A 20,151-nucleotide genomic window follows, 5' to 3' on the forward strand; every position below is an offset into this window, starting at 1 on the left:
GACTGAGGGGCCCCGCGCCGGCCTCTAAGCCAGCACCGTCGTCTCCGGGCCGACCACTCCGCCGCAGGCCGCGCAGCGCACCTCCGATTCCAGCCGCTGGCCGCACGGCGTGTGGGTCAGCACCTCCGGCGGCCCTTCCGGCCCCGCCAGCCAACGGTCGCCCCAGGCCATCAGCGCCACGATCAGCGGGAACAGCTCCCGCCCCTCGTCGGTCAGCCGGTATTCCCAGCGCTCGGGCCGCTCCTGGTAGCGCACGCGGTCCAGCACCCCCAGGCTGACCAGCCGCGCCAGGCGATCCGACAGGATGTTGCTGGCCGCGCCCAGTTCGGACTGCAGGTCGGCGAACCGGCGCAGGCCGTAGAAGCTGGCGGCGACCAGATGCGAGGTCCAGCGGTCGCCCAGCACGGCGATGGCCCGCTCGGCCACCGGCGGGATCCCGCCCTCGCTCTCGACGATCGAACGTCGCTGGGCGCGTGGTCCCGGCGCGGGATCCAGCCCCGCCCCCGGGCCCGGCGCGACGGTCGTGTTGCGCGCGGTCACCGCCTGCCCGCAGGCCTTGCAGGCCAGCTGCGCCACCAGTTCGCAGCCGCAGGTGCGGTGCATGACGCGATGGGCCGGATCGCCCGGCGCGTCGGCAGGCGCAGCGCTGCGCTTCTGGTCCCAGCGCAAGATCATCAGCGCCGCATCGAACAGGTCCAGCCCCTTGGCGGTCAGGTGATAGCCGTGCCGCACGGGTCGCTCCTGATAGGGCCGCCGCGCCAGGAGCCCCGCGCCTTCCAGCCGGCCCAGCCGGTCGGTCAGCAGCGAGCGGGCCATGCCGGTATGCGCCACGAAGCCGTCGAATCGGCTGACGCCGCGGAACGCCGCGTACAACACCAGCAGCGTCCAGCGATCGCCGATCAGGTTGAGCGCCCGCGCCGCCGAACTGGCGCGCACCATGCGGAAACTGTGGTTTTCGGGCGACATCTTCCCCTTGGTGCGAGCGTTCGCGGCCGCCTGTCAATCTTGGCCGATTGCCTCGCCCTTCCGTAACTTTTATAACGAGACTAACAAGAGCGGGGACGGGTAATCTCGCCGGCGCGGAGGCAGCCATGGTCTACATCCTGGGGGGATGGCAGAGCGACTTCTCCGCGAACTGGTCGCGCCGGGGCTGGGGCCTGGCCGACGCGTTTGGCGAGGCGGTGGCGCAGGGACTTGCGGCCACCGGCCTCGCCCCTTCCGACATCGAGACCGGCCACGTCGGCAACTTCGCCGGCGAGCTGTTCGCGGGCCAGGGCCTGCTGGGCGGCTTCTTCGGCCTCGTCCACCCCGACCTCGACGGCCTGCCGACCATGCGCCACGAGGCCGCCTGCGCTTCGGGCAGCGTCGCCATCCTGGCCGCCGCCGCCGAGATTGAAGCCGGCCGCTACGGTCTCGCCTGCGTCGTCGGCATCGAGCAGATGCGCAACGTCCCCGGCCAGCAGGCCGCCGCCAACCTGGGCGCCGCCGCCTGGACCGGCCACGAGTTCCAGGACGCCCGCTTCCTGTGGCCCGCGGCCTTCTCCGATCTGGCCGAGGTCTACGACCAGCGCTTCGGCCTGCGCTACGAACACCTGATGGCGATCTCGGAGCAGAACTTCGCCAACGCCCGCCGCAACCCCAACGCCCAGACCCGCGACTGGCGCTTTCCGCCTGAGGCCTTCACCGCCGACGACGTCGCCAATCCGGTGGTCGAGGGCCGCACCCGCAAGCAGGACTGCGGCCAGGTCACCGACGGAACGGCGGTGCTGTTCCTGGCCTCGCCCGAGCGCGCCAAGGCCTATGCCGACGCCCGCGGGTTCCCGCTCGAACTCCTGCCGCGCATCAAGGGCTGGGGCCACCGCTCGGCCCCCATCCCCCTCGACCGCAAGCTGGCGGCGAGCCGTGAGGGCGGCCCAGAGGGGGGACACGTCTTCCCGCAGGTGCGCCGCGCCGTCGAGGACGCCCGCGCCCGGGCCGGGATCGCCCACCTGTCGGAGATCCACGCCATCGAGACCCACGACTGCTTCGCCATCACCCAGTACATGGCCATCGACCATCTGGGCCTGACCGCGCCGGGCCAGGCCTGGAAGGCGATCGAGGCCGGCGACACCAGCGTCGACGGCAAGCTGCCGATCAATCCGTCCGGCGGCCTGATCGGCGCCGGTCATCCGGTCGGCGCGACGGGAGTGCGCATGGCGCTCGACGCCTTCAAGCAGACGACGGGAACGGCCGGCGACTATCAGGTCGGCGACGCCCGCACCGTCCAGACCCTCAACATCGGCGGCTCGACCACCACAACGGTCAGCCTGGTGATCGGAACCTGACATGCTGCAAATCCTGCTGGTCGACGCCGCCGTCTCGGCCGCCGCCTTCCTGGCGCTGTGGCTGGTCAGCTTGCGGATCCGCGACGTCAGCTTCATCGACGCCTGGTGGGGGCTGGGCATGGGGCTGATCGCCTGGACCGCCTTCCTGCAGGGCCTGCCCACGCCGCGCGGCATGCTGCTGACGACGATCGGCACCGTCTGGGCCCTGCGCCTGGGCGGCTACCTGTTGTGGCGCTGGCGCAAGCACGGCGCCGACCGCCGCTACGTCGCCATGCTGGCCCATGCCGAGAAGGAACGCGGCTGGAGCTTCGCCAAGACCTCGCTGCTGCTGGTCTTTTCCCTGCAGTACGTCATGCAGTTCGTCGTCGCCCTGCCGGTGCAGCTGGGCCAGGCGCCCGGTCCGCTCGGCCCGCTGGCCGCCGCGGGCGCGGCCCTGGCGGTGCTCGGCATCCTCTTCGAGACCGTCGGCGACGCCCAGCTCGTCGCCTTCAAGGCCGATCCGGCCAACGCCGGCAAGGTGATGGACAAGGGCCTGTGGCGCTACACTCGCCACCCCAACTATTTCGGCGACGCCTGCACCTGGTGGGGCCTCTTCCTGATCGCCGCCGAGGCCTTGCCGTGGGGGCCGCTGTCGATGATCGGCCCGGCCCTTCTGACCTTCACCCTGATCCGCTGGAGCGGCGTGCCCACCACCGAAGGCCGCCTGAAGAAGACCCGCCCCGACTACGCGGCCTATGTGGCGCGCACCTCGGGCTTCGTGCCGTGGTTTCCCAAAACAAACCCTCTCCCATAGGGAGAGGGAGGGGCCCATGGCGAAGCCATGGGAGGGTGAGGGGTTAGGAACCCTGGCCGCCTTGCCCGAGATCGCACCGGCACGCCGGCCGACCTCCTACCCCCTCATCCTCCCACGCCTGCGGCGCGGGCCCCTCCTTCTCCCTCTGGGAGAAGGGTCAAAGGAGCGCCCTCCCCCTCCCTATGGGAGAGGTTTCAGCTCCGCCCGCCCCGCCCAGACGCTGTGCGTGCCGCTGCTGATCTTGTGCGGCAGCGCGATGCGGCAGGCCGGCTCCATCGTCCGCGCGTCCACCACCAGGCACTCCGACGCGCCGGTGTTCTCGTCGATGATGAAGCTGACCAGCCAGCCGTCGTCCTCGGCGATCGCCCCCGTCCGGGGCGCGAACGGCGCCTCGCTGGCGTAGCGGCCCTGCGGCAGCTTCAGGCTCCAGCTCTCGCCGGTGACGAGGTCGTGCTTGACGAAGCCGTCGAACAGGAACCAGCCGGGCCTGGCCGTCGTCGAGTAGGCATAGCGATAGGGCTTGCCGGCAAAGGCCTGGTTGAACATGCCGAACTCCAGCACCCGGTCGTCCAGCCGCTGCTCGACCGTCTGCCCCGTCGCCAGGTTGAACCGCCAGCGATGCAGCTTGGGCCGGAAGCTGTGTTCGTCCAGATAGGCCATCAGGTGGGCGTACTGCTCGGGCGCGCCGGCCAGGGGGCGAGGCGTCGGATTCTCCTGGAAATAGCCGTCGACCACCACCTCGTCGCCCTCCTCGTAGGCGTTGAGGAAGTGCAGCACATAGGTCGGCGCGGCCTCGAACCAGCGCGGTTCGCCGCCCTTGCGCGGCACCAGGGCGAAGCGCGACGGCAGGCCCTTGTGCAGGCGCACCGCGTGGATGTCGCGCTCCAGCAGGCCTGCGTCCCAGAACACCGGCAGGTCGTTGAGGATCGCCCAGTTCTGGCTGAACGCCATGTCGTGCGGCAGTCGCGGCCCCGGCAGCGGCACGGGCTGGTAGACCGTCCGCCGCCCCGAGGCGTCGACCACGCCGTAATGCATGTAAGGCGCGTGCTTGGAGTAGTTGAAGAACAGAAGCTCGCCGGTCGCCGGGTCGACCTTGGCGTGGGCCGACACCCCGTCCAGCGGCGCCCACGGCGCCGGCCCCAGCGTCTCCAGGGTCAGCGGATCCAGCCGATAGGCCTCGCCGCACTGGTAAAAGGTGGCGATCGCCTCGCCGGCGTGGACGACGATGTCGGTGCTGGCGGTGTCCTTCAGCGCCCCGTGCGCGCCGAAGCCGGGTCGCAGCGACACGCCCGGCCCGTCGGCCAGCCCGCCCCACAGGCTCTGGCCCGCCTCCTGCTCGGCCTCGAAGCCGCGCGTGCGGATGAAGCGGTTGCGATAGCGCGCCTGGCCGTCCCGGAATTCGATCTGATGGACCATGCCGTCGCCGTCGAACGGATGGTAGCGACCCAGAGGCTCGTGCGCCGGGTTCTCGGTGTTGCGCAGATAGACCCCGTCCAGCTCGCGCGGGATCGCTCCCTCCAGCACCACCAGGTCCTCGGCGTCGAGCTCCTCGTGCTGCGGCGTCCAGGCGCCGGTCATGTAGGGATGGTCGGTGACCCGAAGCGAGGTCTTCACCGACGGTTGGCGCGCGATCTTCATGCCGTCCTCCCCAGGCTGGCCCGAGGAAGCTTAGACCGTCAGTCTCGTTATGCAAGCGCCTTCGCCGAACGACGATTGCTGCACCGCAAACAAAAGAAAGGCCCGCGAGCCGAAGCACGCGGGCCATTTCCTCGAGGCGCCCCGAAAACGGAGCGACCGCAGCCGAGTTACAGGGCGGCGCGGTTCTTGTAGGCCGAAACGGCCAGAGCGATCAGGCTCAGCATGGCAAATCCAGTCATCTTGCGTCGCCGGGACCGGATCGCCCCGACGCCGGTCATATAGGATGACAACGTTGTCAGATCAAGGCTGCATGCTGCGACGCAACAACGCATGACGAGCTGGAAAGCGCGCGATGCGCGCTCCCCCTCAGTCGCTCCGCGACAGCTCCCCCAGAAGGGGAGCATCTAGACCCTCCCCCTCTGGGGGGAGGTGGCCCGGAGGGCCGGAGGGGGCCCTACCCCGCCCTCGCCTCCTCGCCCATGAACACCACCTTGGCCCCCTTCTCGACCGCCTTGCCCAGCTGGGCCGCGTCCCAGTTGGTCAGGCGCACGCAGCCGTGCGAGGCGCGCTTGTTGACCAGCTTTGGGTCGGGCGTGCCGTGGATGCCGTAGGTGTCCTTGGTCAGGTCGATCCAGGTGCCGCCCACCGGGTTGTTCGGCCCGGCCTTGATGGTCAGCTTGCCCTTGGGCTTGCCGAAGGTCAGGCGCGAGGGATCGTAGGTGTAGGTCGGCCGCGGCGCGACGGTGTTGACCGCCAGTTCGCCGCTCGGGGCCGGACGCTCGGTGCTGCCCACCGTCGCCGGATAGACCGCCTGCAGCACGTCCTGAGCGTCGAAGGCCCGCACCTGGCCGATCGACTTGTCGATCTCGATCCGCGTCACCCGCGCCGGCAGGTCGGCCGGGCCCAGGGCGGCCACCGCGATGCGGGTCCCGGCCTTGGTGAAGTCGGCCCCGGGGTTCAGCGCCTGCAGCAGCGCCTCGTCCATGTGGAACCGCTCGGCCAGGGCCTCCAGCGGGCTCGTGTAGGAGAGGGCCGGCAGTCTGGCCATCGCCTCGTAGTCGTCCTTGGGGATCGACTTCACGAACGGGCCCGCCACGTCCTGCGCCGTGATCACGTAGTCGGTCAGCACCGGGCCGCCGTCGGCCTCGATCAGCGCCTTCCACAGGTCCGGCGTCACCTGGCCGTCGACGGTGAGGCCCCGGGCCTGCTGGAAGGCCTCGATGGCCAGCCGCAGGTTCGTGCCCGTCACCCCGTCGATCGAGCCCGGCGAGAACCTGGCCCGGTCGAGCAGCACCTGCACCCGAACGAGCGACGGCGCGATCATCGACGGATCGGCCGGCGGCGCGTCCTGGGGTCCCGCCGCCTCAACCGCCTGGGCCAGCGGCGAGCGGCCGTTCGCGGCGGGCGGCGCCTTCTGCTGCGGCGCGCCGGCGGCGGGCGGCGGGGCTTCGGCCTTGTCCTCGCCCTTCGAGCAGGCGGCCGCGGCCAGGGCGCATCCGGCCATCAGGGCCGCGAGACGGAAGGTCGAAGGCATCGCATACTCCACGCACGAGGAACGTCTTGCCGTTCTCAAGCCTTGAGCCATGGCGAAGTTCCGAAAGGCGGGTGTGCTTGGCTTCACGATGGCGGAAGGGAACGAAGGCGCGGCGGCGCGGCCGGCGACTGGGCCTAGCCCTGCTCGTTCTGCTGCTGGCCGGCTGCGCGGGGGTGGGCGTCTGGCTGGCCTGGCCGAGCTCGACGCCGCCGCCTGCCGACCCGCCCACCGGCGACGAGACCCCGTTCGAGGCGGCGCCGCAGTACGTGCCCTCCAACGACCCGCCGTCGGCCCCGCTGTCGCCCCTGCCCGTCGACGAGACCTGCGAGGCCGCCGCCCCCGCCGGCGCGGCCGAGGCCAATGCCAGCGGTCTCAACACCCTGGCCTGGGCCCCGTTCGGACGGACCGAGACCGGCTGGGTCATCTACGCCCCGCGCATCGGCGCCGAACTGGCCACTGCCTGCGGTCCCGGCACCCCCCGCTTCGCCGCCGCCCTCGCCCGCTGGCAGGCGGGCCACGGCCTGCCGCAGACCGGGGTGCTGGATGCGCCGACCTTCGACGCCATGAAGACCCGCTGGACGCTGGCCCGCCCCTTCGCGGCGATCAATGCGCGGGGCGAGTGCCCCAACGCCCCAGCGCTCTCCGGCCTGGCCAGCGCCCGGCCCGACGAGGCCTACGGCGCCAAGCCCGCGCAGTTGCGCCCCGGCGCGCTCGAGGCCTATCGCCGGATGGTCGAGGCCGCGCGCAAGGACGGCGTCGTCTCCGAGCGCGACCCGCGCGTGCTGACCATCTTCTCGGCCTTCCGCGATCCGGCCGCCGACGCCGCCCGCTGCGCCCGCGACAACAACTGCCAGGGGGTGACCCGCACCATCTGCTCGGCCCATCGCACGGGCCTGGCCATGGACCTCTTCATCGCCGCAGCCCCGGGCCACGGCCCCGACTCCAGCGCCGACGACAACCGCCGGGCCATGGCCCGCTCGGACGTCTATCGCTGGATGGTGCTCAACGCCGGCCGCTTCGGCTTCGTCAACTACGTGTTCGAGCCCTGGCACTGGGAATGGACCGGCGAGGCGCCCCTGCCTGGCGTGCCGATCTCAAGCCTTCCTCAAGACGGATCACAACCGCTCGATCAGTCGGCGCCCACGCCTCAACCCGGCCTGAAAGGCTTACTACCTAGGAAGAATGAAGTTCGCTGACGCTCACCTCCCCGGCCGCCGCGAGATCCTGGCCGGCCTCCTCGCCCTTCCGGCCGGTCCCGTCCTGGCCGCGCCCCGCGTGGCCGTCCCGCCGCGTCAGCCCGTGGTCACCGTGCTGGGCGACTCGATCACCGCCGGCCTGGGCGTACGCCCGGGCGAGGCGATGCCGGCGCGCCTGCAGGCGGTGCTGGCCGCCCGCGGCCTCAACGTTCAGGTCCGCGCGGCGGGCCGCAACGGCGACACCAGCGCTGGCGGCCTGGCGAGGCTGGAAGCCGCGCTTGGCGGCGACACCGCCGTCTGCGTCGTGGCGCTGGGCGGCAACGACCTCTTGCAAGGCCTGCGGCCCGAGGCGACCAGGGCCAACCTGCGCGCCATCCTGACCCGCCTGCGCGAACGCCGGATCCCGGCCGCCATCGCCGGCATCAACGCCCCGGCCCTGCTGGGCGCCGACTACGCCCGCCGTTTCAACGCCGTCTACACCGACCTGGCGCGCGACTTCGCAGCCCCCCTGCTGCCCAACCTGCTGGCCGGCGTCCGCGGCTCGCGCCGCTACATGCAGAGCGACGGCATCCACCCCAATGCGGAAGGCGCCCGCGTGATCGCCGCCAACCTGACGCCGGTGGTGGTCCAGGCCCTGGCGCGAGCGACCCAGGTGGCGGCGCGGTAGAGAACCTCCCCCTCTGGGGGAGGCGGCCGAAGGCCGGTGGGGGGACGTTTTCAGCTGTCCGGGAATAGGCCGGTTTCGCGGCTACTCCCCCCCTCCGATCGCTACGCGATCGCCTCCCCCACAGGGGGAGGTTCCTTCCTCACAGAAACCACTCCACCGCCACCAGCACGACACCGGCGATCCACGCCGTCTCGATCACCATCAGCGCCACGGGCCGCCAGCCGGCGGTCATCACGTCCTTGAACGAGGTCTTCATGCCCAGGCCCGCGATCGCCGTGACCAGGCACCAGCGGCTGACCTCCGTGGCCGCGTCGGCGCCGGCCTTGGGCAGCCAGCCCAGGCTGTTGACCGCCACCAGGGCGGCGAAGGCCAGCAGGAACAGCGGCAGCTGCGGCTTGGCCCCGCCGGCGCCGCCCGGCAGCATCCGCGCCGCCAGGAAGGCGATGGCGAACACCACCGGCAGCAGCATCGACACCCGCAAGAGCTTCACATAGGTCGCCACGTCGCCGGTGTGCGGCGAGATCATGTAGCCGGCCCCGACCACCTGGGCGACGTCGTGGATCGTGCCGCCCAGGAACACCCCGGCCTTGGTCTGGTCCAGATGCAGGGCCGCCGTCAGCAGCGGATAGGTGATCATGGCGATGGTCGACAGGGCCGTGACCACCACCACCGTCAGGATGGTGTCGCGCTCGCCGTCCTTGTCGCGCGGCAGCACCGACGCGATGGCCAGGGCCGCCGAGGCGCCGCAGATGCCCACCGCTCCGCCCGACAGCACCCCGAAGCCCTGCCGCAGGCCCAGCCGCTTGGCCAGGAACGCGCCCAGCAGGATCGTCGAGACCACCGCCAGCACCACCGTCACGATCGGCGTGATGCCCAGGCTCAGGATCTGGCCGGCCGTGATCCGCGCGCCCAGCAGGGCGACGCCGAAGCGCAGGATGGCCTTGGACGAGAACTCGATGCCGGGGATGCAGCGGCCTTCCTGGTGCAGGAAGTGGAAGGTCATGCCCAGCAGCAACGCGAACAGCATCACCGGCGCGCCGTAGTGCTGCGACAGCCAGGTCGAGGCCAGGGCGATGGTCCCGGCGACCAGCACCCCGGGATAAAGCTTGATCAGCGCCGCCTGGCCGGGAAACCGCTGCTTGGCCTTGGCGACCGGGGCGGGCTCGGGACGGCTCAGCCCCTCCATGCCCTCAAGGGATTGGAACAGCGCCCGCGCGGCGGCCGCGTCGGTGTCGAGATCGGAATGCATCGCCAGGCCCTTTGACGAGTCGCCGTGCCGACGACGCCTTCCGTCTGGACCCGGAGCGCAAGCGTGGCAAGTCGCACAGGATCCTCCCCCTGAAGGGGGAGGTGTCGGCGAAGCCGACGGAGGGGGATGTGACTGCAATCATCCAGGACGAACAGTCCTCAGCAGGACCTTCCCCCTCCGGCCATCCGGGCCACCTCCCCCTTCAGGGGGAGGATCTTTTCACCGCCACCAGCGCCGAGATGTACGCCTCCATCAGCCGCACCAGTTCGTCCTCCAGCGCCTGGGGGTCCAGCGCCAGGCCCGGCTCGGCGGCCGCCGCCCGCAGCAGGCCGACGGCGGCGTGGGTCAGGACGAAGGCCGACTCCGGCGTCAGGTCGATCTGCAGCCGGGCCTTGCCCGCGATCGAGGCCAGGAAGGCCTGGTGGTGCGCCTCCAGCACCGCGTCTCCCCGATGGAACAGCGCGCCGAGCAAGGCCTGCCGCGTGGCCGGCGAGCCCTCGAAGCCGTTCATCAGCGCCCGCACGATCGGCCGCACGCTGCCCAGATCCGGCCGCTCGATCAGGGTGTCGGCGATCGCGTCGCGCACCGCGCTGGTCCGCCGCTGCGCCAAGGCCGCCAGGATGTCCTGCTTGTCGGCGAAGTACTGATAGACCGTGCCGACGCTGACCCCCGCCCGCTCGGCCACGTGATTGGTGGTCAGCCGGTCCGCCCCGCCGCTCTCCAGAAGCTGAAAGGCCGCGTCGAGAATGGCGTCGACGGTGACCTGCGCCCGTCCCTGGCTCGGCGATCGCCGTTTCTTTTCAGTCACTTGCCATCGCCCTCCGCGCCCTCGCCGCACCGAGAGGCAAGGCGAGTAGGAACATGAGCAATGCTTACATACGCTTGAGGCCGAGAATAGGTCCCTCCCCCCGGGGAGCGGACCGGAAGGAGCCCAGATGATCCGTCCCATCGACGAAGTCCGCGCCCGCGTCGCCTCGCAGAAGACCCTGCTGCCGGGCTTCTACGGCAAGATCGACTTCGACCGCACGCCCGAGCGCTTCACCGAGGACCCCAGCGTGGCCGTCGCCCGCGACCGCAACCCGCTGGGCGTGTCGGTCAGCCAGGACGACCTCGACCGCGTGCGCGCCTACACCATGCTGGGCGACATCGTCGCCGACGCCTACGCCGCCCTGATCCCGCAATACGGCTTCCGCCGGCTGATCGACATGCTGGTCGCCGCGTGCGAGCGCGGGATCGAGGCCGTGCCCGACGCGCCGCCGGAACTGGCGGCCTTCATCGCCGAGATGGAGGCGCGCCCCGACTGGATCGACATGGACCTGGTGCGCGAGGGCCAACGGCTGGACCGCAACGCCGCCGCCCACCTTGGCCCCTTCGCCATTCGCGGCGCGTTCGTGGCCACCTTCCTCAACAAGTACTCGGCCCTGCCCATGGCCCTGACCGGGACCCTGGGCGCGGAAACCGCCGCCAAGCGGGTCAACGAGACGGCCGCCTTCTTCACGACGACACTGCTGCCGGGCTCGCTGGAACGGCATGGCGAAGGCTTCAAGGCCGCGGCCATGGTGCGGCTGATGCACTCGATGGTGCGTTTCAACGCCCTGCGCTCGGGCCGGTGGGACAGCGCCGTCTACGGCGTGCCGATCCCGCAGGTCGACCAGATGCCGGCCGGCCTGATCCCGATCTTCCTGATGTCGTTCCAGATGCTGCGCAAGGGCCGCCGTCGGTTCACCCCGGCCGAACGGGCCAAGGTCGAGCTGGCGCGCTACCGCTGCTTCCTGCTGGGCCTGCCGCAGGATCTGCTGTCCGATACGCCCGAGGGGATCGTGCGGATGATGACGGCCCGCGACAGCACGCTTCGCCGGGGCTTCGACGACGAAACCTGCGGCGCGCTGATCCGCGCCACCCTCGACGCCTACCTGCCGCCGGACGAAAGCCCCGCCAACCGCCTGCACGACCGCGTCGAGCGCCGTTTCGCCAAGGCCTTCTTCCTGCGTCACTTCATGCGCGGCGACCGCGCGCGGGCCGCCGGCATGGGCATCGAGGTCAGCCCGGCCGACGGGGCGGTGTTCATCGCCGTCGCCCTGCTGGTGACGCTGCAGATGAAGGCCTTCGACCTGGCCGATCGCGTGCCCGTGCTGCGCGACGTCGCCGACGCGGCCATGGTCCATCGGATCCGGGGACTGCTGAAGCGCTACGGCCACGCCGAGTTCACGACGGACGCGGCGAACTATCGGCCGACGAACGCGAAGGCGGCTTAGAAGACCCCCTCAGTCGCTTCGCGACAGCTCCCCCAGAGGGGGAGCATCTAAGGCGCCAAGATCCTCCCCCTTTTTGGGGGAGGTGGCCCGAAGGGCCGGAGGGGGCCGCCGCCAGGCGGCCTCAGTCCGCGTCGTCGAAATCCTCTTCGCCCGACGTCTCCTCGTCGCCGGTCAGGGCGGTGTCGAGGCTGTCGATGATCTCGTCCATCTGCTCGGAGGTGATCGAGACGTAGATCGCCTCGCCGCCGACCGCCGAGACCAGCAGGCGGTAGCCGTCTTCGGTCTCCTGCAGGGAGAAGGTTTCCAGGGGCTGCAGCTTGGCCATGGCGGCGTCTTTCGTCTGGGGAATGCGAGGCGGGGATGTAGGCCCGAGACGCCGTCAGTTCAACGGACGTCCTTCATCCCACGCCCTTCAGCACCCCGCGCCGCAACAGCGAGATGTGGCAGGCGATCAGCACTTCGCGCTCCACCCACGGGAAGTCGGGGCGAGCGATCAGCAGCGACACCAGGCCGTGCAGCCCCGCCCACAGGGTCTGGGTCATGCGCTGGACGTCGTCGTCATGGGTCAGGCCCGCGTCGCGCATCTCGGCCACGATCTCGGCGAAGCGCTGGAAGGCGCCGATGCCGGCCATCATCGGCCGGTCGCCGACCCGTTCCTTGTAGGTCCCGTCCAGGCCCTTCTCGACCATGAAGGCCACGCGGTAGGCGTCGGGGTTCTGCAGGCCGAAGTCGACATAGACCCGCAGGGCCTTCTCGAAGCACTGGGTCGTCGGGATGAAGTCGGCCCGCGCCGCCTCCATGCGCTCGACCAGAATGGCGAAGGCGCGGATACACAGCTCGGCGGTGATGTCGTCCTTGGTGGCGAAATAGGCGTAGAGCGCCGGCTGCGAGATGCCGACCGCCTCGGCGATCTGCCGCGTCGAGACCGTGTGCAGCCCCTTGGCGCTGAACAGCTTCAGCGCCGCATCCAGGATCTCCTCGCGGCGCTCGGCGCCCTGGCCCTTGGGCTTGCGGGGGGAACGGACTTTAAGCGCGGTCATCGTCCCTCCTTTCCGTGTTCGGCCCGTCTTGACAACCCACAATAATCGATCAGTGATAACTTATCACCGATCGATGACGAGGGCGAGGGCAATGGACGGCGCGCGTGCTGGATACGGAGGCGTGTTGCTGCTGACGGCGCTGGCGACCGCGACGGGCCTGATGCTGGCGGCCTGCGGCGGCAAGGCCGACACGCCCCAGGCTGCGCCCCTGCCCGCCGTCGAGGCGGTCACCGTCGGCGCGCCCGGAACCGCCTCGGAACTGACCGCCTCTGGCACGCTGCAGCGCCGCCGCGAGATGGCGCTGTCGTTCCGCATTCCCGGCGTGCTGACCCGCATGAGCGTCGAGGCCGGCGATCAGGTCCGCGCCGGACAGGCCCTGGCCGCCATCGATCCGGCCGGCGTCGACGCCCGCCAGACCCAGGCCGCCGCCGACCTCGAGCGGGCCCGCCGCGACGCCGATCGCGCCCGCAAGCTCTATGCGAGCGGCTTCGTGGCCAAGGCCCGGCTGGACGACGCCGAAAGCGCGCTGAAGGCGGCCCAGGCCGCCCATGCGGGCGCGGCCTTCGACCGGCGCTGGGCCGCCCTCGCCTCGCCCGTCTCAGGCGTGGTTCTGGCCCGCACGGCCCAGGCCGGCGAGGTGGTGGCCGCCGGCCAGACGGTGCTAACCGTGGCCGACCTGTCGAGCCCCCTGGTGCTTCGCCTGCCCCTGCCCGCCCGCGATGCGGCGCGGGTGAAGGTGGGGTCGAGCGCCGCCGTCACCGCCGACGCCCTGCCCGGCCAGACCCTGACCGGCGTCGTCACGCGCCTGGGCCAGGCCGCGGACGCGCGCACCGGCGCGGTGACGGTCGAGATCGAGATCCAGGCTCCGCCGCAACTGAAGAGCGGCCAGATCGCCGCCGCCCGCCTGCAGGCCCCGGCCGCGGAAGCCGCCGCCCGCACCGAATTCGTCCGCATCCCGGCCGAGGCCCTGCTGGAAGCCTCGGGCGACAAGGCCGCCGTGCTGCGTCTGGACGGCGCGGTGGCGCGCCGCACCAATGTCCGCTTCGGCGGCTTCGACGGCGACGACGCCCTGGTGGCGGGCCTGGCGGCCGGGGCGCGCGTGGTCACGGCCGGCGCCGGTTTCGTCTCCGACGGCGAGAGGGTCGCCGTGGTCGATCCTCGCGCCCTGGCCGCCCCCGCCCGCAAGGTCGCCGGCCAATGAACTTCAACCTGGCCGCCTTCGCGGTAAAGCGCTGGCAGTTCACCATCGTCGCCTTCGGCCTGCTGGTCATGCTGGGCGTCAACGCCCTGATGACCGTGCCCCGGTCGGAGGACCCGCACTTCCCCATCCCGATCGTGCTGATCCGCGCCGTGCTGCCCGGGGCCGAGCCGGCCGAGATGGAACAGCTGGTCGCCGACCCGATCGAAACGGCGGTCTACGGCCTGGACAGCATCGACAAGGTCGAGAGCACCAGCCTCGACGGCGCGGCCGTCGTGCGGGTGTTCTTCACCTGGGACGTCGATCCCGAGCGCAAGTTCGACCAGGTGGTTCGCGAGGTGAACGCCATCCGCGGCAGCCTGCCGGCCGGCCTGCAGCGGCTGGACATCGAGCGGGTTCGCACCACCGAAGTCGCCATCGTCCAGGTCGCCCTGGTCAGCGACAGCCTGCCGATGCGCCGCCTGGAAAAGGCGGCCGATCGCCTGTCCGAGCGCCTGGATCGCGTGCCGGGCGTGCGCCAGACCCGCTATTACGGCGCGCCGGCCTCCGAAGTGCGTGTGTCGCTCGACCTGGCCCGGCTTTCGGCCCTCAAGCTGCCTGCCTCCAGCGTCGCCGACGCCCTGCGCGCGGCGGGGGCCGAGGCGCCGATCGGCGCGGTCCAGGCCGGCGCCCGGCGCTTCAACGTCAAGTCCGGCGGAGCCTTCCGCTCGCTGGACGCCGTCAAGGACACCCCCGTCCGCTCGGTCGGCGGCCAGGTGGTGCGAGTGCGCGACGTCGCCGACGTGGCCTGGGCCCAGGAAGAGCCGACCCACGTCACCCGGTTCGACGGCAAGCGGGCGGTGTTCATCGCCGTCACCCAGAAGGACGGCCAGGACGTCGGCAAGATCACCAAGGCCGTCGAGGCGGTGCTCGACGACTACGAGAAGGCGCTGCCCGCCGGGGTGAAACTCGACCGCGGCTTCGTGCAGGCCCGCAACGTCGAACACCGGCTGCACAACCTGCTGCGCGATTTCGGCCTGGCCTTGCTGCTGGTGCTGATCACCCTGCTGCCGCTGGGTCCGCGCGCGGGCCTGGTGGTGATGGTGTCGATCCCGCTTTCCCTGCTGATCGGCCTGTCGCTGATCCAGGCCTTCGGCTTCACGCTGAACCAGCTGTCGATCGCCGGCTTCGTGCTGGCGCTGGGGCTGCTGGTCGACGACAGCATCGTCATCACCGAGAACATCGCCCGCCGGATCCGCGAGGGCGAGGAGCGCACGGCCGCGGCGATCAACGGCGCGGGCCAGATCGCCCTGGCGGTGATCGGCTGCACGGCCACCCTGATGCTGGCCTTCCTGCCGCTGATGGCCTTGCCGGCCGGATCGGGGGCCTACATCCGCTCGCTGCCGGTGACGGTGCTGTGCACGGTCGGCGCCTCGCTCTTCGTTTCGCTGACCATCATCCCGTTCCTGGCCAGCCGGGTGCTGGACAAGCATTCCGATCCCGAGGGCAACCGCCTGCTGCAGGCGGTCAACCGCGTGATCCACACCGTCTACCGCCCCGTGCTGCACCACGCGCTGGCGCGGCCATGGCTGGCGCTGGGCCTGATGCTGGCCCTGTGCGCCACGGCGGTTCCGATGCTGCAGGCGGCCGGCTCCAGCCTGTTCCCCGCCGCCGAGACGCCGCAGTTCCTGGTCCGCGTGACCACGCCCGACGGCTCGTCCCTGGCCCGCACCGACCAGGCCCTGCGCTATGTCGACCAGCGCCTGGCCAAGGAGCCCGACATCGTCTGGCGCGCCGCCAACCTGGGGCGCGGCAATCCGCAGGTTTTCTACAACCAGTCCCAGCGCGAAAGCGCGGTGACCTATGGCGAGATGTTCGTCAGCCTCAAGCGCTGGGAGCCGGGCAAGAGCGAGGAACTGCTCGACCGCCTGCGCGCCGACTTCGCCCGCTATCCTGGCGCGCGGATCAGCGTCGAGGTGTTCGAGAACGGCCCGCCGATCGAGGCGCCCGTGGCCGTGCGCATCACCGGTCGCAATCTGGAGGTGCTGAAAGCCCTGGCCGTGCGCGCCGAGGCGATCCTGAAGAGCACGCCGGGCACGCGCGACGTCGGCAACCCCGTGCGCCTGGACCGCACCGATCTCGACCTCGGCATAGACGAGGCCAAGGCCGCCGCCATGGGCGTGCCGGCGGGCGCGGCCCGGCGCGTGGCGCGCCTGGCGCTGTCGGGCGAGGAGACCGGCCGCTTCCGCGACCCCGACGGCGACGACTACGCCGTCAAGGTGCGCCTGCCGATGAGCCAGGTCGACGGCGCCGACCGCAACGCCCTGTCGGCCCTGTCGGGCGTCTATGTGCCGACCGCCGACGGCGAGGCCGCCCCGCTGTCGGCCATCGCCACGCCCAGCCTGAGGTCCAGTCCCGCCCGCATCGACCGCTTCGACCGCGAGCGGACGGTGACCGTCACCGCCTTCGTCCGGACCGGCTACCTGACCGACAACGTCACCAAGGACGTCCTGGCGCGGCTTGAGAAGGAGCTGCCCATGCCGCCGGGCTACGCGCTCAGCCTGGGCGGCCAGGCCGAGGCCCAGTCGGAAAGCTTCGCGGGCCTGGGGGCCGCGGTGATGGTGGCGGTGTTCGGGATCCTGGCGGTGCTGGTCCTGGAGTTCCGCAAGTTCAAGACTGCGCTGGTCGTGGCCGGCATCATCCCGTTCGGGATCTTCGGCGCGGCGGCCGCCCTGTGGCTGACCGGCAATTCCCTGTCGTTCACGGCGACCATCGGCCTGATCGCCCTCATCGGCATCGAGATCAAGAACTCGATCCTGCTGGTCGACTTCACCGAGCAGCTGCGGCGCGAGGGGATGAACCTGCACGACGCCATCGAGAAGGCCGGCGAGGTGCGCTTCCTGCCGGTGCTGCTGACCTCGGCGACGGCGATCGGCGGCCTGCTGCCGCTGGCCCTCGAACGCTCGGGCCTCTATTCGCCGCTGGCCATCGCCATCATCGGCGGCCTGGTGACCTCGACGGTGCTGTCGCGGGTGGCGACGCCGGTGATGTACTGGCTGACGGCGCGCGGCGAGACGAAGGGCGCGGCCGCCTGACGGCGACGCGCCCTCCCCGGTCTCGACGGCCTTGCGATTAGCGGATGCGGATGCGGATCGGCACGTCGATGAACGAGCCGGCGCGGCTCTTGCCGTCCGGCCCCAGCAGGTCGACCTGGATCTGCGAGGCCATCTGCAGGGCGGCGTCGCCGACGCCCAGGTCACGGGGGCTTTCGGCCTGGACGCTGCAGTCGGAAAGGCCGCCGTTCGACTTCACCATGCAGCTGAGCAGGGCGACGGCTTCGCGCGGTTGCGCCACCTGGACCACGCGGGCCTGCGGCTCGGCCGGCATGACCGGAGCGGCGGTGGTGACGGCGGCGGCGAGAACGAACGAAGCGATCACTGTATCATCCCTATGGTCTTGTCGGATGTCCCGTCAGGGCGTCCGCGTTTCATTTCGGGTCAGGCGGCGTTCGCCTGCTTGATCCGTTGCAACCCCTGGGCCGCCATGTCGGTCAGCGACCGCAGGCCCAGTTCGGCGAAGACGTCGAAGGCCACGGCCAGGGCGGTGGCGGCGCGGTCGAGGCGACCATCGTCGCGACCGGTGATCTCGACCCGGGCCTCGTAGAGACGGGCGAGGTTCATCTGGGCCACGGCCCAGCCGGCCGGATCGCGCGCGCCCGGCTGCTCGGCCAGTTCGGCCTTGAAGGCCAGTTCGGCGGCGTCGAGCACGGCGAGGTCGGCGGTCAGCTCCGCGCAACGCGCCAGGCTGAGGGCCCGGTTGTTGGCGACGGCGGCGCGCAGGGTCAGCGCCGGCTGGACCTTCACGATGTGGGTGGCGCGGTCGTAGCAGGTGACGGCCTGCTCGAAGCAGCGCTCGGACGTCGTCGCCTCGCCCATGGCCTGCAGCGTCTCGCCCAGCGAGGCCTGGGCGCGGGCCCAGTCCAGCGGGCTGTGGCCGGGGTCCAGCGGTTCGAGAGCCTGGGTGGCCGCCTCGACGGCGTCGGCGATCAGCGAAAGCTCGCCGTCATAGTCGCCCAGCCGCGCCAGCGCCTCGGCGCGCAGCAGTTCCAGGCGCGACCAGGTCAGCGGTTCGAAATCGAGATCCAGGGCCGCCAGCGCCGTGCGGGCTTCCGACAGGGCGACCTCGACGAGGGCCCGGTCCTTCAGATGGACCGCGCAGGCCAGCAGCAGGTCGATGCGGGCCGCGCGCTGTTCGGCCAGTTGCAGGCGAGCGCCGCCGGCCTTGACGCCGCGCTCTCCGGCCAGCGTCGCCAGCGGGGCCTCGAAGGCCTGGGCCGCGGCCAGGGCGCGGTCGATGTCGTTTTCCGAAAGCGCCATGCGGCCGTCGACGGCGGCCAGCAGGCTGGCGGCCAGGGCGGCGTGCGGACCGTGCGTGTTCTTGGCAAGCGACAGGGTCGCGCCGGCGGCGGCGTGCAGACCCTCGTCGCCGAACAGTTCGGCGCCCAGCATGGCCAGCACGGCCTGTTCGCAGCGCGCGGCGCAGACCAGATCGGCCTTGCGCTCGGCGTCGGCCAGCTTGGCGGCGGCTTCGGCCTGGGCCGCGCCCTTGCGCAGGGCGGCGGCGTCGCCGGTGCGGCGGGCGACCTCGCGCCAGACCACGGCGGCCTCCAGCAGGCGCACCGCGCGGTCCTTGCAGCCGATGCGGCCGGCGGCGACGTCGGCGGCGCGGGCCTCGTTGGTCAGCAGGCGCAGGTCCATCAGTTCCAGCAGCGCGGTGTCGCCGCCGGTCAGGCCTTCGCGATGCGCCGCGGCATGGGACACCCGTCCCTGGCCCTCGACGCCCAGCAGCCGCTTCAGATCGCGCCCCACGAATTCGAACATCGCTCGCGTACTCCGCACCCGGATCGTCCCACCTCGGCACGGCCGGGATGGATTTGACGCAAGATCAGCAAAACCGGAGCCAACGCTCTTAACAAGGGGTTAACGGGTGTGAATCCGCCGTTAACCACGAATATTCAGATCACATTAACTTTGATCGGCTCGCGAGCCGGAAAACCGGCGATTTTGACCCATTTTGGCACGCTTTTTGCTTCACTCGGGCGCAACCGGTGGAAGGTGCGATCACACAATTTATAACATCGTTCATTCATGTGAAAATGACGTTAACTCTAAGATTTAGGACCTTGTTTATACTTTGTTCATATTCATGACCGGACGGATGGCGGATCGGCGCGCAAGACGCTAGGAAGCGGGCATGACCAGCCCCGCCGTGACCCTCTGGACCGCCGCCCTCTGCAAGCAAGATCCCGGCTATGGCGGCTGGGCGTTTGTGCGGAAGCTGGACGGCGAGTCGGGCGCGGCCGCGATCAAGGGCGCCGCCGGCGGCGAGCGCCGTACGTCGCTGGCCAAGATGAGCCTGTCGGCGCTGATCGAGGCGCTGACCAGCCTGTCGGACCTGCCGGCGGACACCCCGGTCACGCTGCGTTTCGCCGACCCGGCCCTGGCCGGCGAACTGGTCGCCAGCGACGGCGCCTACGCCACGGCCGAGCCCGAGGCCTGGGCCGCGGCCCGCGCCCTGGTGGCCGCGCGATCCTTGCTGAACCTGGTTCCGCTGGCCCAGACCGCGCCCGCGACCGGCTTCCTCGCCGCCTGGGCCGAGTTCGGCCTCGACACGTCCAAGAGCCGCGGCAGCTTCAAGGCCGCGATCCCCAAGCCGAACCTGATGAAGTTTCCGGGGTAGCGCCTGCGGCGCACCCCCTCCGGCCCTTCGGGCCACCTCCCCCAGAAGGGGAGGATTTGGAGTGCTAGATGCCCCCCTGGGGGAGCTGTCGCGAAGCGACTGAGGGGGCCGCGAAGCGGCTACTGTAGCCCCCGCACCACCAGCGTCGCCGTGGCCGGGTTGCAGGCGAACGGGATGTCGGCCAGCGTCGCCAGGCGGATCAGCGCCTTGACGTCGACGTCGTGCGGCTGCGGCGACAGCGGGTCGACGAAGAAGATCAGGATATCCAGGCGCCCCTCGGCGATCATCGCGCCCAGCTGCTGGTCGCCGCCCAGGGGGCCGCTCTTCAGGCGAGTCAGCTGCAGTTGCGGCAGGGCCTCCAGCACGCGCCCGCCGGTGGTGCCGGTGCCATAGAGGATGTTCCTTTCCAGGAACGCCGCGTTCGCCCGGGCCCAGGCCACCAGGTCGGCCTTCTTGTCGTCGTGGGCCACGAGGCCGATGGCGAGCTGGCGGGTCATACGGGAACGGCTCCGATTACAGGTCGTCCCTCCTATAGCGGC

Annotated in this window: 18 protein-coding genes; 8 read left to right on the forward strand and 10 right to left on the reverse strand. The window is 71.0% G+C overall.

Features of this window, described 5'->3' with window-relative positions; genetic code table 11:
- Positions 1 to 24: 24 nt before the first annotated feature.
- Positions 25 to 966 carry a helix-turn-helix domain-containing protein gene (locus G5B46_RS05330; RefSeq protein ID WP_165256812.1) on the reverse strand — a complete coding sequence of 314 codons (942 nt, stop codon included), beginning with the start codon at positions 964 to 966 and terminating at the stop codon, positions 25 to 27.
- A gap of 125 nt (positions 967 to 1,091) precedes the next feature.
- Between G5B46_RS05330 and G5B46_RS05335 the strand changes: the two genes are divergently transcribed.
- Together G5B46_RS05335 and G5B46_RS05340 are read left to right on the forward strand one after the other, a co-directional pair.
- Entirely contained in the window at positions 1,092 to 2,324 is a 1,233-nt protein-coding gene (locus G5B46_RS05335) for an acetyl-CoA acetyltransferase (RefSeq protein WP_165256813.1), read from the forward strand.
- Between the two features lies 1 nt (position 2,325).
- Positions 2,326 to 3,117 (forward strand): DUF1295 domain-containing protein, encoded by a 792-nt coding sequence (locus tag G5B46_RS05340; RefSeq protein WP_165256814.1) that lies wholly within the window; start codon positions 2,326 to 2,328, stop codon positions 3,115 to 3,117.
- Between the two features lie 180 nt (positions 3,118 to 3,297).
- Here the strand turns inward: G5B46_RS05340 and G5B46_RS05345 are convergent, their stop codons facing one another.
- Positions 3,298 to 4,755: a carotenoid oxygenase family protein gene (locus tag G5B46_RS05345; RefSeq protein ID WP_165256816.1), complete on the reverse strand. Its 1,458-nt coding sequence runs from the start codon at positions 4,753 to 4,755 to the stop codon at positions 3,298 to 3,300.
- Between the two features lie 454 nt (positions 4,756 to 5,209).
- Positions 5,210 to 6,289, reverse strand: coding sequence for a L,D-transpeptidase (locus tag G5B46_RS05350; protein ID WP_165256817.1), 1,080 nt, complete (start codon positions 6,287 to 6,289; stop codon positions 5,210 to 5,212).
- 77 nt (positions 6,290 to 6,366) lie between these two features.
- Here G5B46_RS05350 and G5B46_RS05355 point away from each other — a divergent pair, with 77 nt between their 5' ends.
- Positions 6,367 to 7,485 carry a M15 family metallopeptidase gene (locus G5B46_RS05355; RefSeq protein WP_240903351.1) on the forward strand — a complete coding sequence of 373 codons (1,119 nt, stop codon included), beginning with the start codon at positions 6,367 to 6,369 and terminating at the stop codon, positions 7,483 to 7,485.
- Positions 7,472 to 8,152 (forward strand): arylesterase, encoded by a 681-nt coding sequence (locus G5B46_RS05360; protein ID WP_165256819.1) that lies wholly within the window; start codon positions 7,472 to 7,474, stop codon positions 8,150 to 8,152. Before G5B46_RS05355 ends, G5B46_RS05360 begins: the two co-directional genes overlap by 14 nt.
- A 139-nt stretch (positions 8,153 to 8,291) precedes the next feature.
- On the opposite strand, the gene G5B46_RS05365 is transcribed toward G5B46_RS05360, so the two are convergent.
- Together G5B46_RS05365 and G5B46_RS05370 are read right to left on the reverse strand one after the other, a co-directional pair.
- Positions 8,292 to 9,401, reverse strand: a complete 1,110-nt coding sequence (locus tag G5B46_RS05365) for a YeiH family protein (RefSeq protein WP_165256821.1) — start codon at positions 9,399 to 9,401, stop codon at positions 8,292 to 8,294.
- A 202-nt stretch (positions 9,402 to 9,603) separates the two neighbouring features.
- Complete coding sequence (locus G5B46_RS05370) at positions 9,604 to 10,209, reverse strand: TetR/AcrR family transcriptional regulator (protein WP_165256822.1); 606 nt, start codon at positions 10,207 to 10,209, stop codon at positions 9,604 to 9,606.
- Positions 10,210 to 10,336: 127 nt separating this feature from the next.
- On the opposite strand from G5B46_RS05370, the gene G5B46_RS05375 reads away from it, so the two are divergent.
- Positions 10,337 to 11,656, forward strand: a complete 1,320-nt coding sequence (locus G5B46_RS05375) for an oxygenase MpaB family protein (RefSeq protein WP_165256823.1) — start codon at positions 10,337 to 10,339, stop codon at positions 11,654 to 11,656.
- Positions 11,657 to 11,777: 121 nt separating this feature from the next.
- Here the strand turns inward: G5B46_RS05375 and G5B46_RS05380 are convergent, their stop codons facing one another.
- Both G5B46_RS05380 and G5B46_RS05385 read right to left on the reverse strand, forming a co-directional pair.
- The gene (locus G5B46_RS05380) at positions 11,778 to 11,981 is read right to left on the reverse strand and encodes a hypothetical protein (protein WP_165256825.1); all 204 of its coding nucleotides are present in this window, start codon (positions 11,979 to 11,981) and stop codon (positions 11,778 to 11,780) included.
- A 73-nt stretch (positions 11,982 to 12,054) separates the two neighbouring features.
- The gene (locus G5B46_RS05385) at positions 12,055 to 12,696 is read right to left on the reverse strand and encodes a TetR/AcrR family transcriptional regulator (RefSeq protein WP_165256826.1); all 642 of its coding nucleotides are present in this window, start codon (positions 12,694 to 12,696) and stop codon (positions 12,055 to 12,057) included.
- Positions 12,697 to 12,817: 121 nt separating this feature from the next.
- On the opposite strand from G5B46_RS05385, the gene G5B46_RS05390 reads away from it, so the two are divergent.
- Both G5B46_RS05390 and G5B46_RS05395 read left to right on the forward strand, forming a co-directional pair.
- The gene (locus G5B46_RS05390) at positions 12,818 to 13,897 is read left to right on the forward strand and encodes an efflux RND transporter periplasmic adaptor subunit (RefSeq protein WP_346764872.1); all 1,080 of its coding nucleotides are present in this window, start codon (positions 12,818 to 12,820) and stop codon (positions 13,895 to 13,897) included.
- The gene (locus G5B46_RS05395; RefSeq protein ID WP_165256829.1) at positions 13,894 to 16,968 is read left to right on the forward strand and encodes an efflux RND transporter permease subunit; all 3,075 of its coding nucleotides are present in this window, start codon (positions 13,894 to 13,896) and stop codon (positions 16,966 to 16,968) included. The genes G5B46_RS05390 and G5B46_RS05395 overlap by 4 nt, the downstream gene beginning before the upstream one ends.
- A gap of 37 nt (positions 16,969 to 17,005) precedes the next feature.
- Here the strand turns inward: G5B46_RS05395 and G5B46_RS05400 are convergent, their stop codons facing one another.
- Complete coding sequence (locus G5B46_RS05400; RefSeq protein WP_165256830.1) at positions 17,006 to 17,311, reverse strand: hypothetical protein; 306 nt, start codon at positions 17,309 to 17,311, stop codon at positions 17,006 to 17,008.
- A gap of 59 nt (positions 17,312 to 17,370) precedes the next feature.
- Positions 17,371 to 18,753, reverse strand: coding sequence for a hypothetical protein (locus G5B46_RS24660; RefSeq protein WP_276611507.1), 1,383 nt, complete (start codon positions 18,751 to 18,753; stop codon positions 17,371 to 17,373).
- A 373-nt stretch (positions 18,754 to 19,126) separates the two neighbouring features.
- Between G5B46_RS24660 and G5B46_RS05410 the strand changes: the two genes are divergently transcribed.
- Positions 19,127 to 19,612, forward strand: coding sequence for a ribonuclease H (locus G5B46_RS05410; RefSeq protein WP_165256832.1), 486 nt, complete (start codon positions 19,127 to 19,129; stop codon positions 19,610 to 19,612).
- A 119-nt stretch (positions 19,613 to 19,731) separates the two neighbouring features.
- Here the strand turns inward: G5B46_RS05410 and G5B46_RS05415 are convergent, their stop codons facing one another.
- Positions 19,732 to 20,109: a methylglyoxal synthase gene (locus G5B46_RS05415; protein ID WP_165256833.1), complete on the reverse strand. Its 378-nt coding sequence runs from the start codon at positions 20,107 to 20,109 to the stop codon at positions 19,732 to 19,734.
- Between the last annotated feature and the right edge of the window lie 42 nt (positions 20,110 to 20,151).

Source organism: Caulobacter sp. 602-2 (assembly GCF_011043625.1).
In the GTDB taxonomy this organism is placed as follows: Bacteria; Pseudomonadota; Alphaproteobacteria; order Caulobacterales; family Caulobacteraceae; genus Caulobacter.

Coding starts and splice junctions, on each gene's coding strand:
- G5B46_RS05385 (WP_165256826.1), bottom strand. CDS start 12,696: ATGACCGCGCTTAAAGTCCGTTCCCCCCGCAAGCCCAAGGGCCAGGGC.
- G5B46_RS05415 (WP_165256833.1), bottom strand. CDS start 20,109: ATGACCCGCCAGCTCGCCATCGGCCTCGTGGCCCACGACGACAAGAAG.
- G5B46_RS05340 (WP_165256814.1), top strand. CDS start 2,326: ATGCTGCAAATCCTGCTGGTCGACGCCGCCGTCTCGGCCGCCGCCTTC.
- G5B46_RS05380 (WP_165256825.1), bottom strand. CDS start 11,981: ATGGCCAAGCTGCAGCCCCTGGAAACCTTCTCCCTGCAGGAGACCGAA.
- G5B46_RS05365 (WP_165256821.1), bottom strand. CDS start 9,401: ATGCATTCCGATCTCGACACCGACGCGGCCGCCGCGCGGGCGCTGTTC.
- G5B46_RS05330 (WP_165256812.1), bottom strand. CDS start 966: ATGTCGCCCGAAAACCACAGTTTCCGCATGGTGCGCGCCAGTTCGGCG.
- G5B46_RS05335 (WP_165256813.1), top strand. CDS start 1,092: ATGGTCTACATCCTGGGGGGATGGCAGAGCGACTTCTCCGCGAACTGG.
- G5B46_RS05410 (WP_165256832.1), top strand. CDS start 19,127: ATGACCAGCCCCGCCGTGACCCTCTGGACCGCCGCCCTCTGCAAGCAA.
- G5B46_RS05350 (WP_165256817.1), bottom strand. CDS start 6,289: ATGCCTTCGACCTTCCGTCTCGCGGCCCTGATGGCCGGATGCGCCCTG.
- G5B46_RS05395 (WP_165256829.1), top strand. CDS start 13,894: ATGAACTTCAACCTGGCCGCCTTCGCGGTAAAGCGCTGGCAGTTCACC.
- G5B46_RS05360 (WP_165256819.1), top strand. CDS start 7,472: ATGAAGTTCGCTGACGCTCACCTCCCCGGCCGCCGCGAGATCCTGGCC.
- G5B46_RS05375 (WP_165256823.1), top strand. CDS start 10,337: ATGATCCGTCCCATCGACGAAGTCCGCGCCCGCGTCGCCTCGCAGAAG.
- G5B46_RS24660 (WP_276611507.1), bottom strand. CDS start 18,753: ATGTTCGAATTCGTGGGGCGCGATCTGAAGCGGCTGCTGGGCGTCGAG.
- G5B46_RS05345 (WP_165256816.1), bottom strand. CDS start 4,755: ATGAAGATCGCGCGCCAACCGTCGGTGAAGACCTCGCTTCGGGTCACC.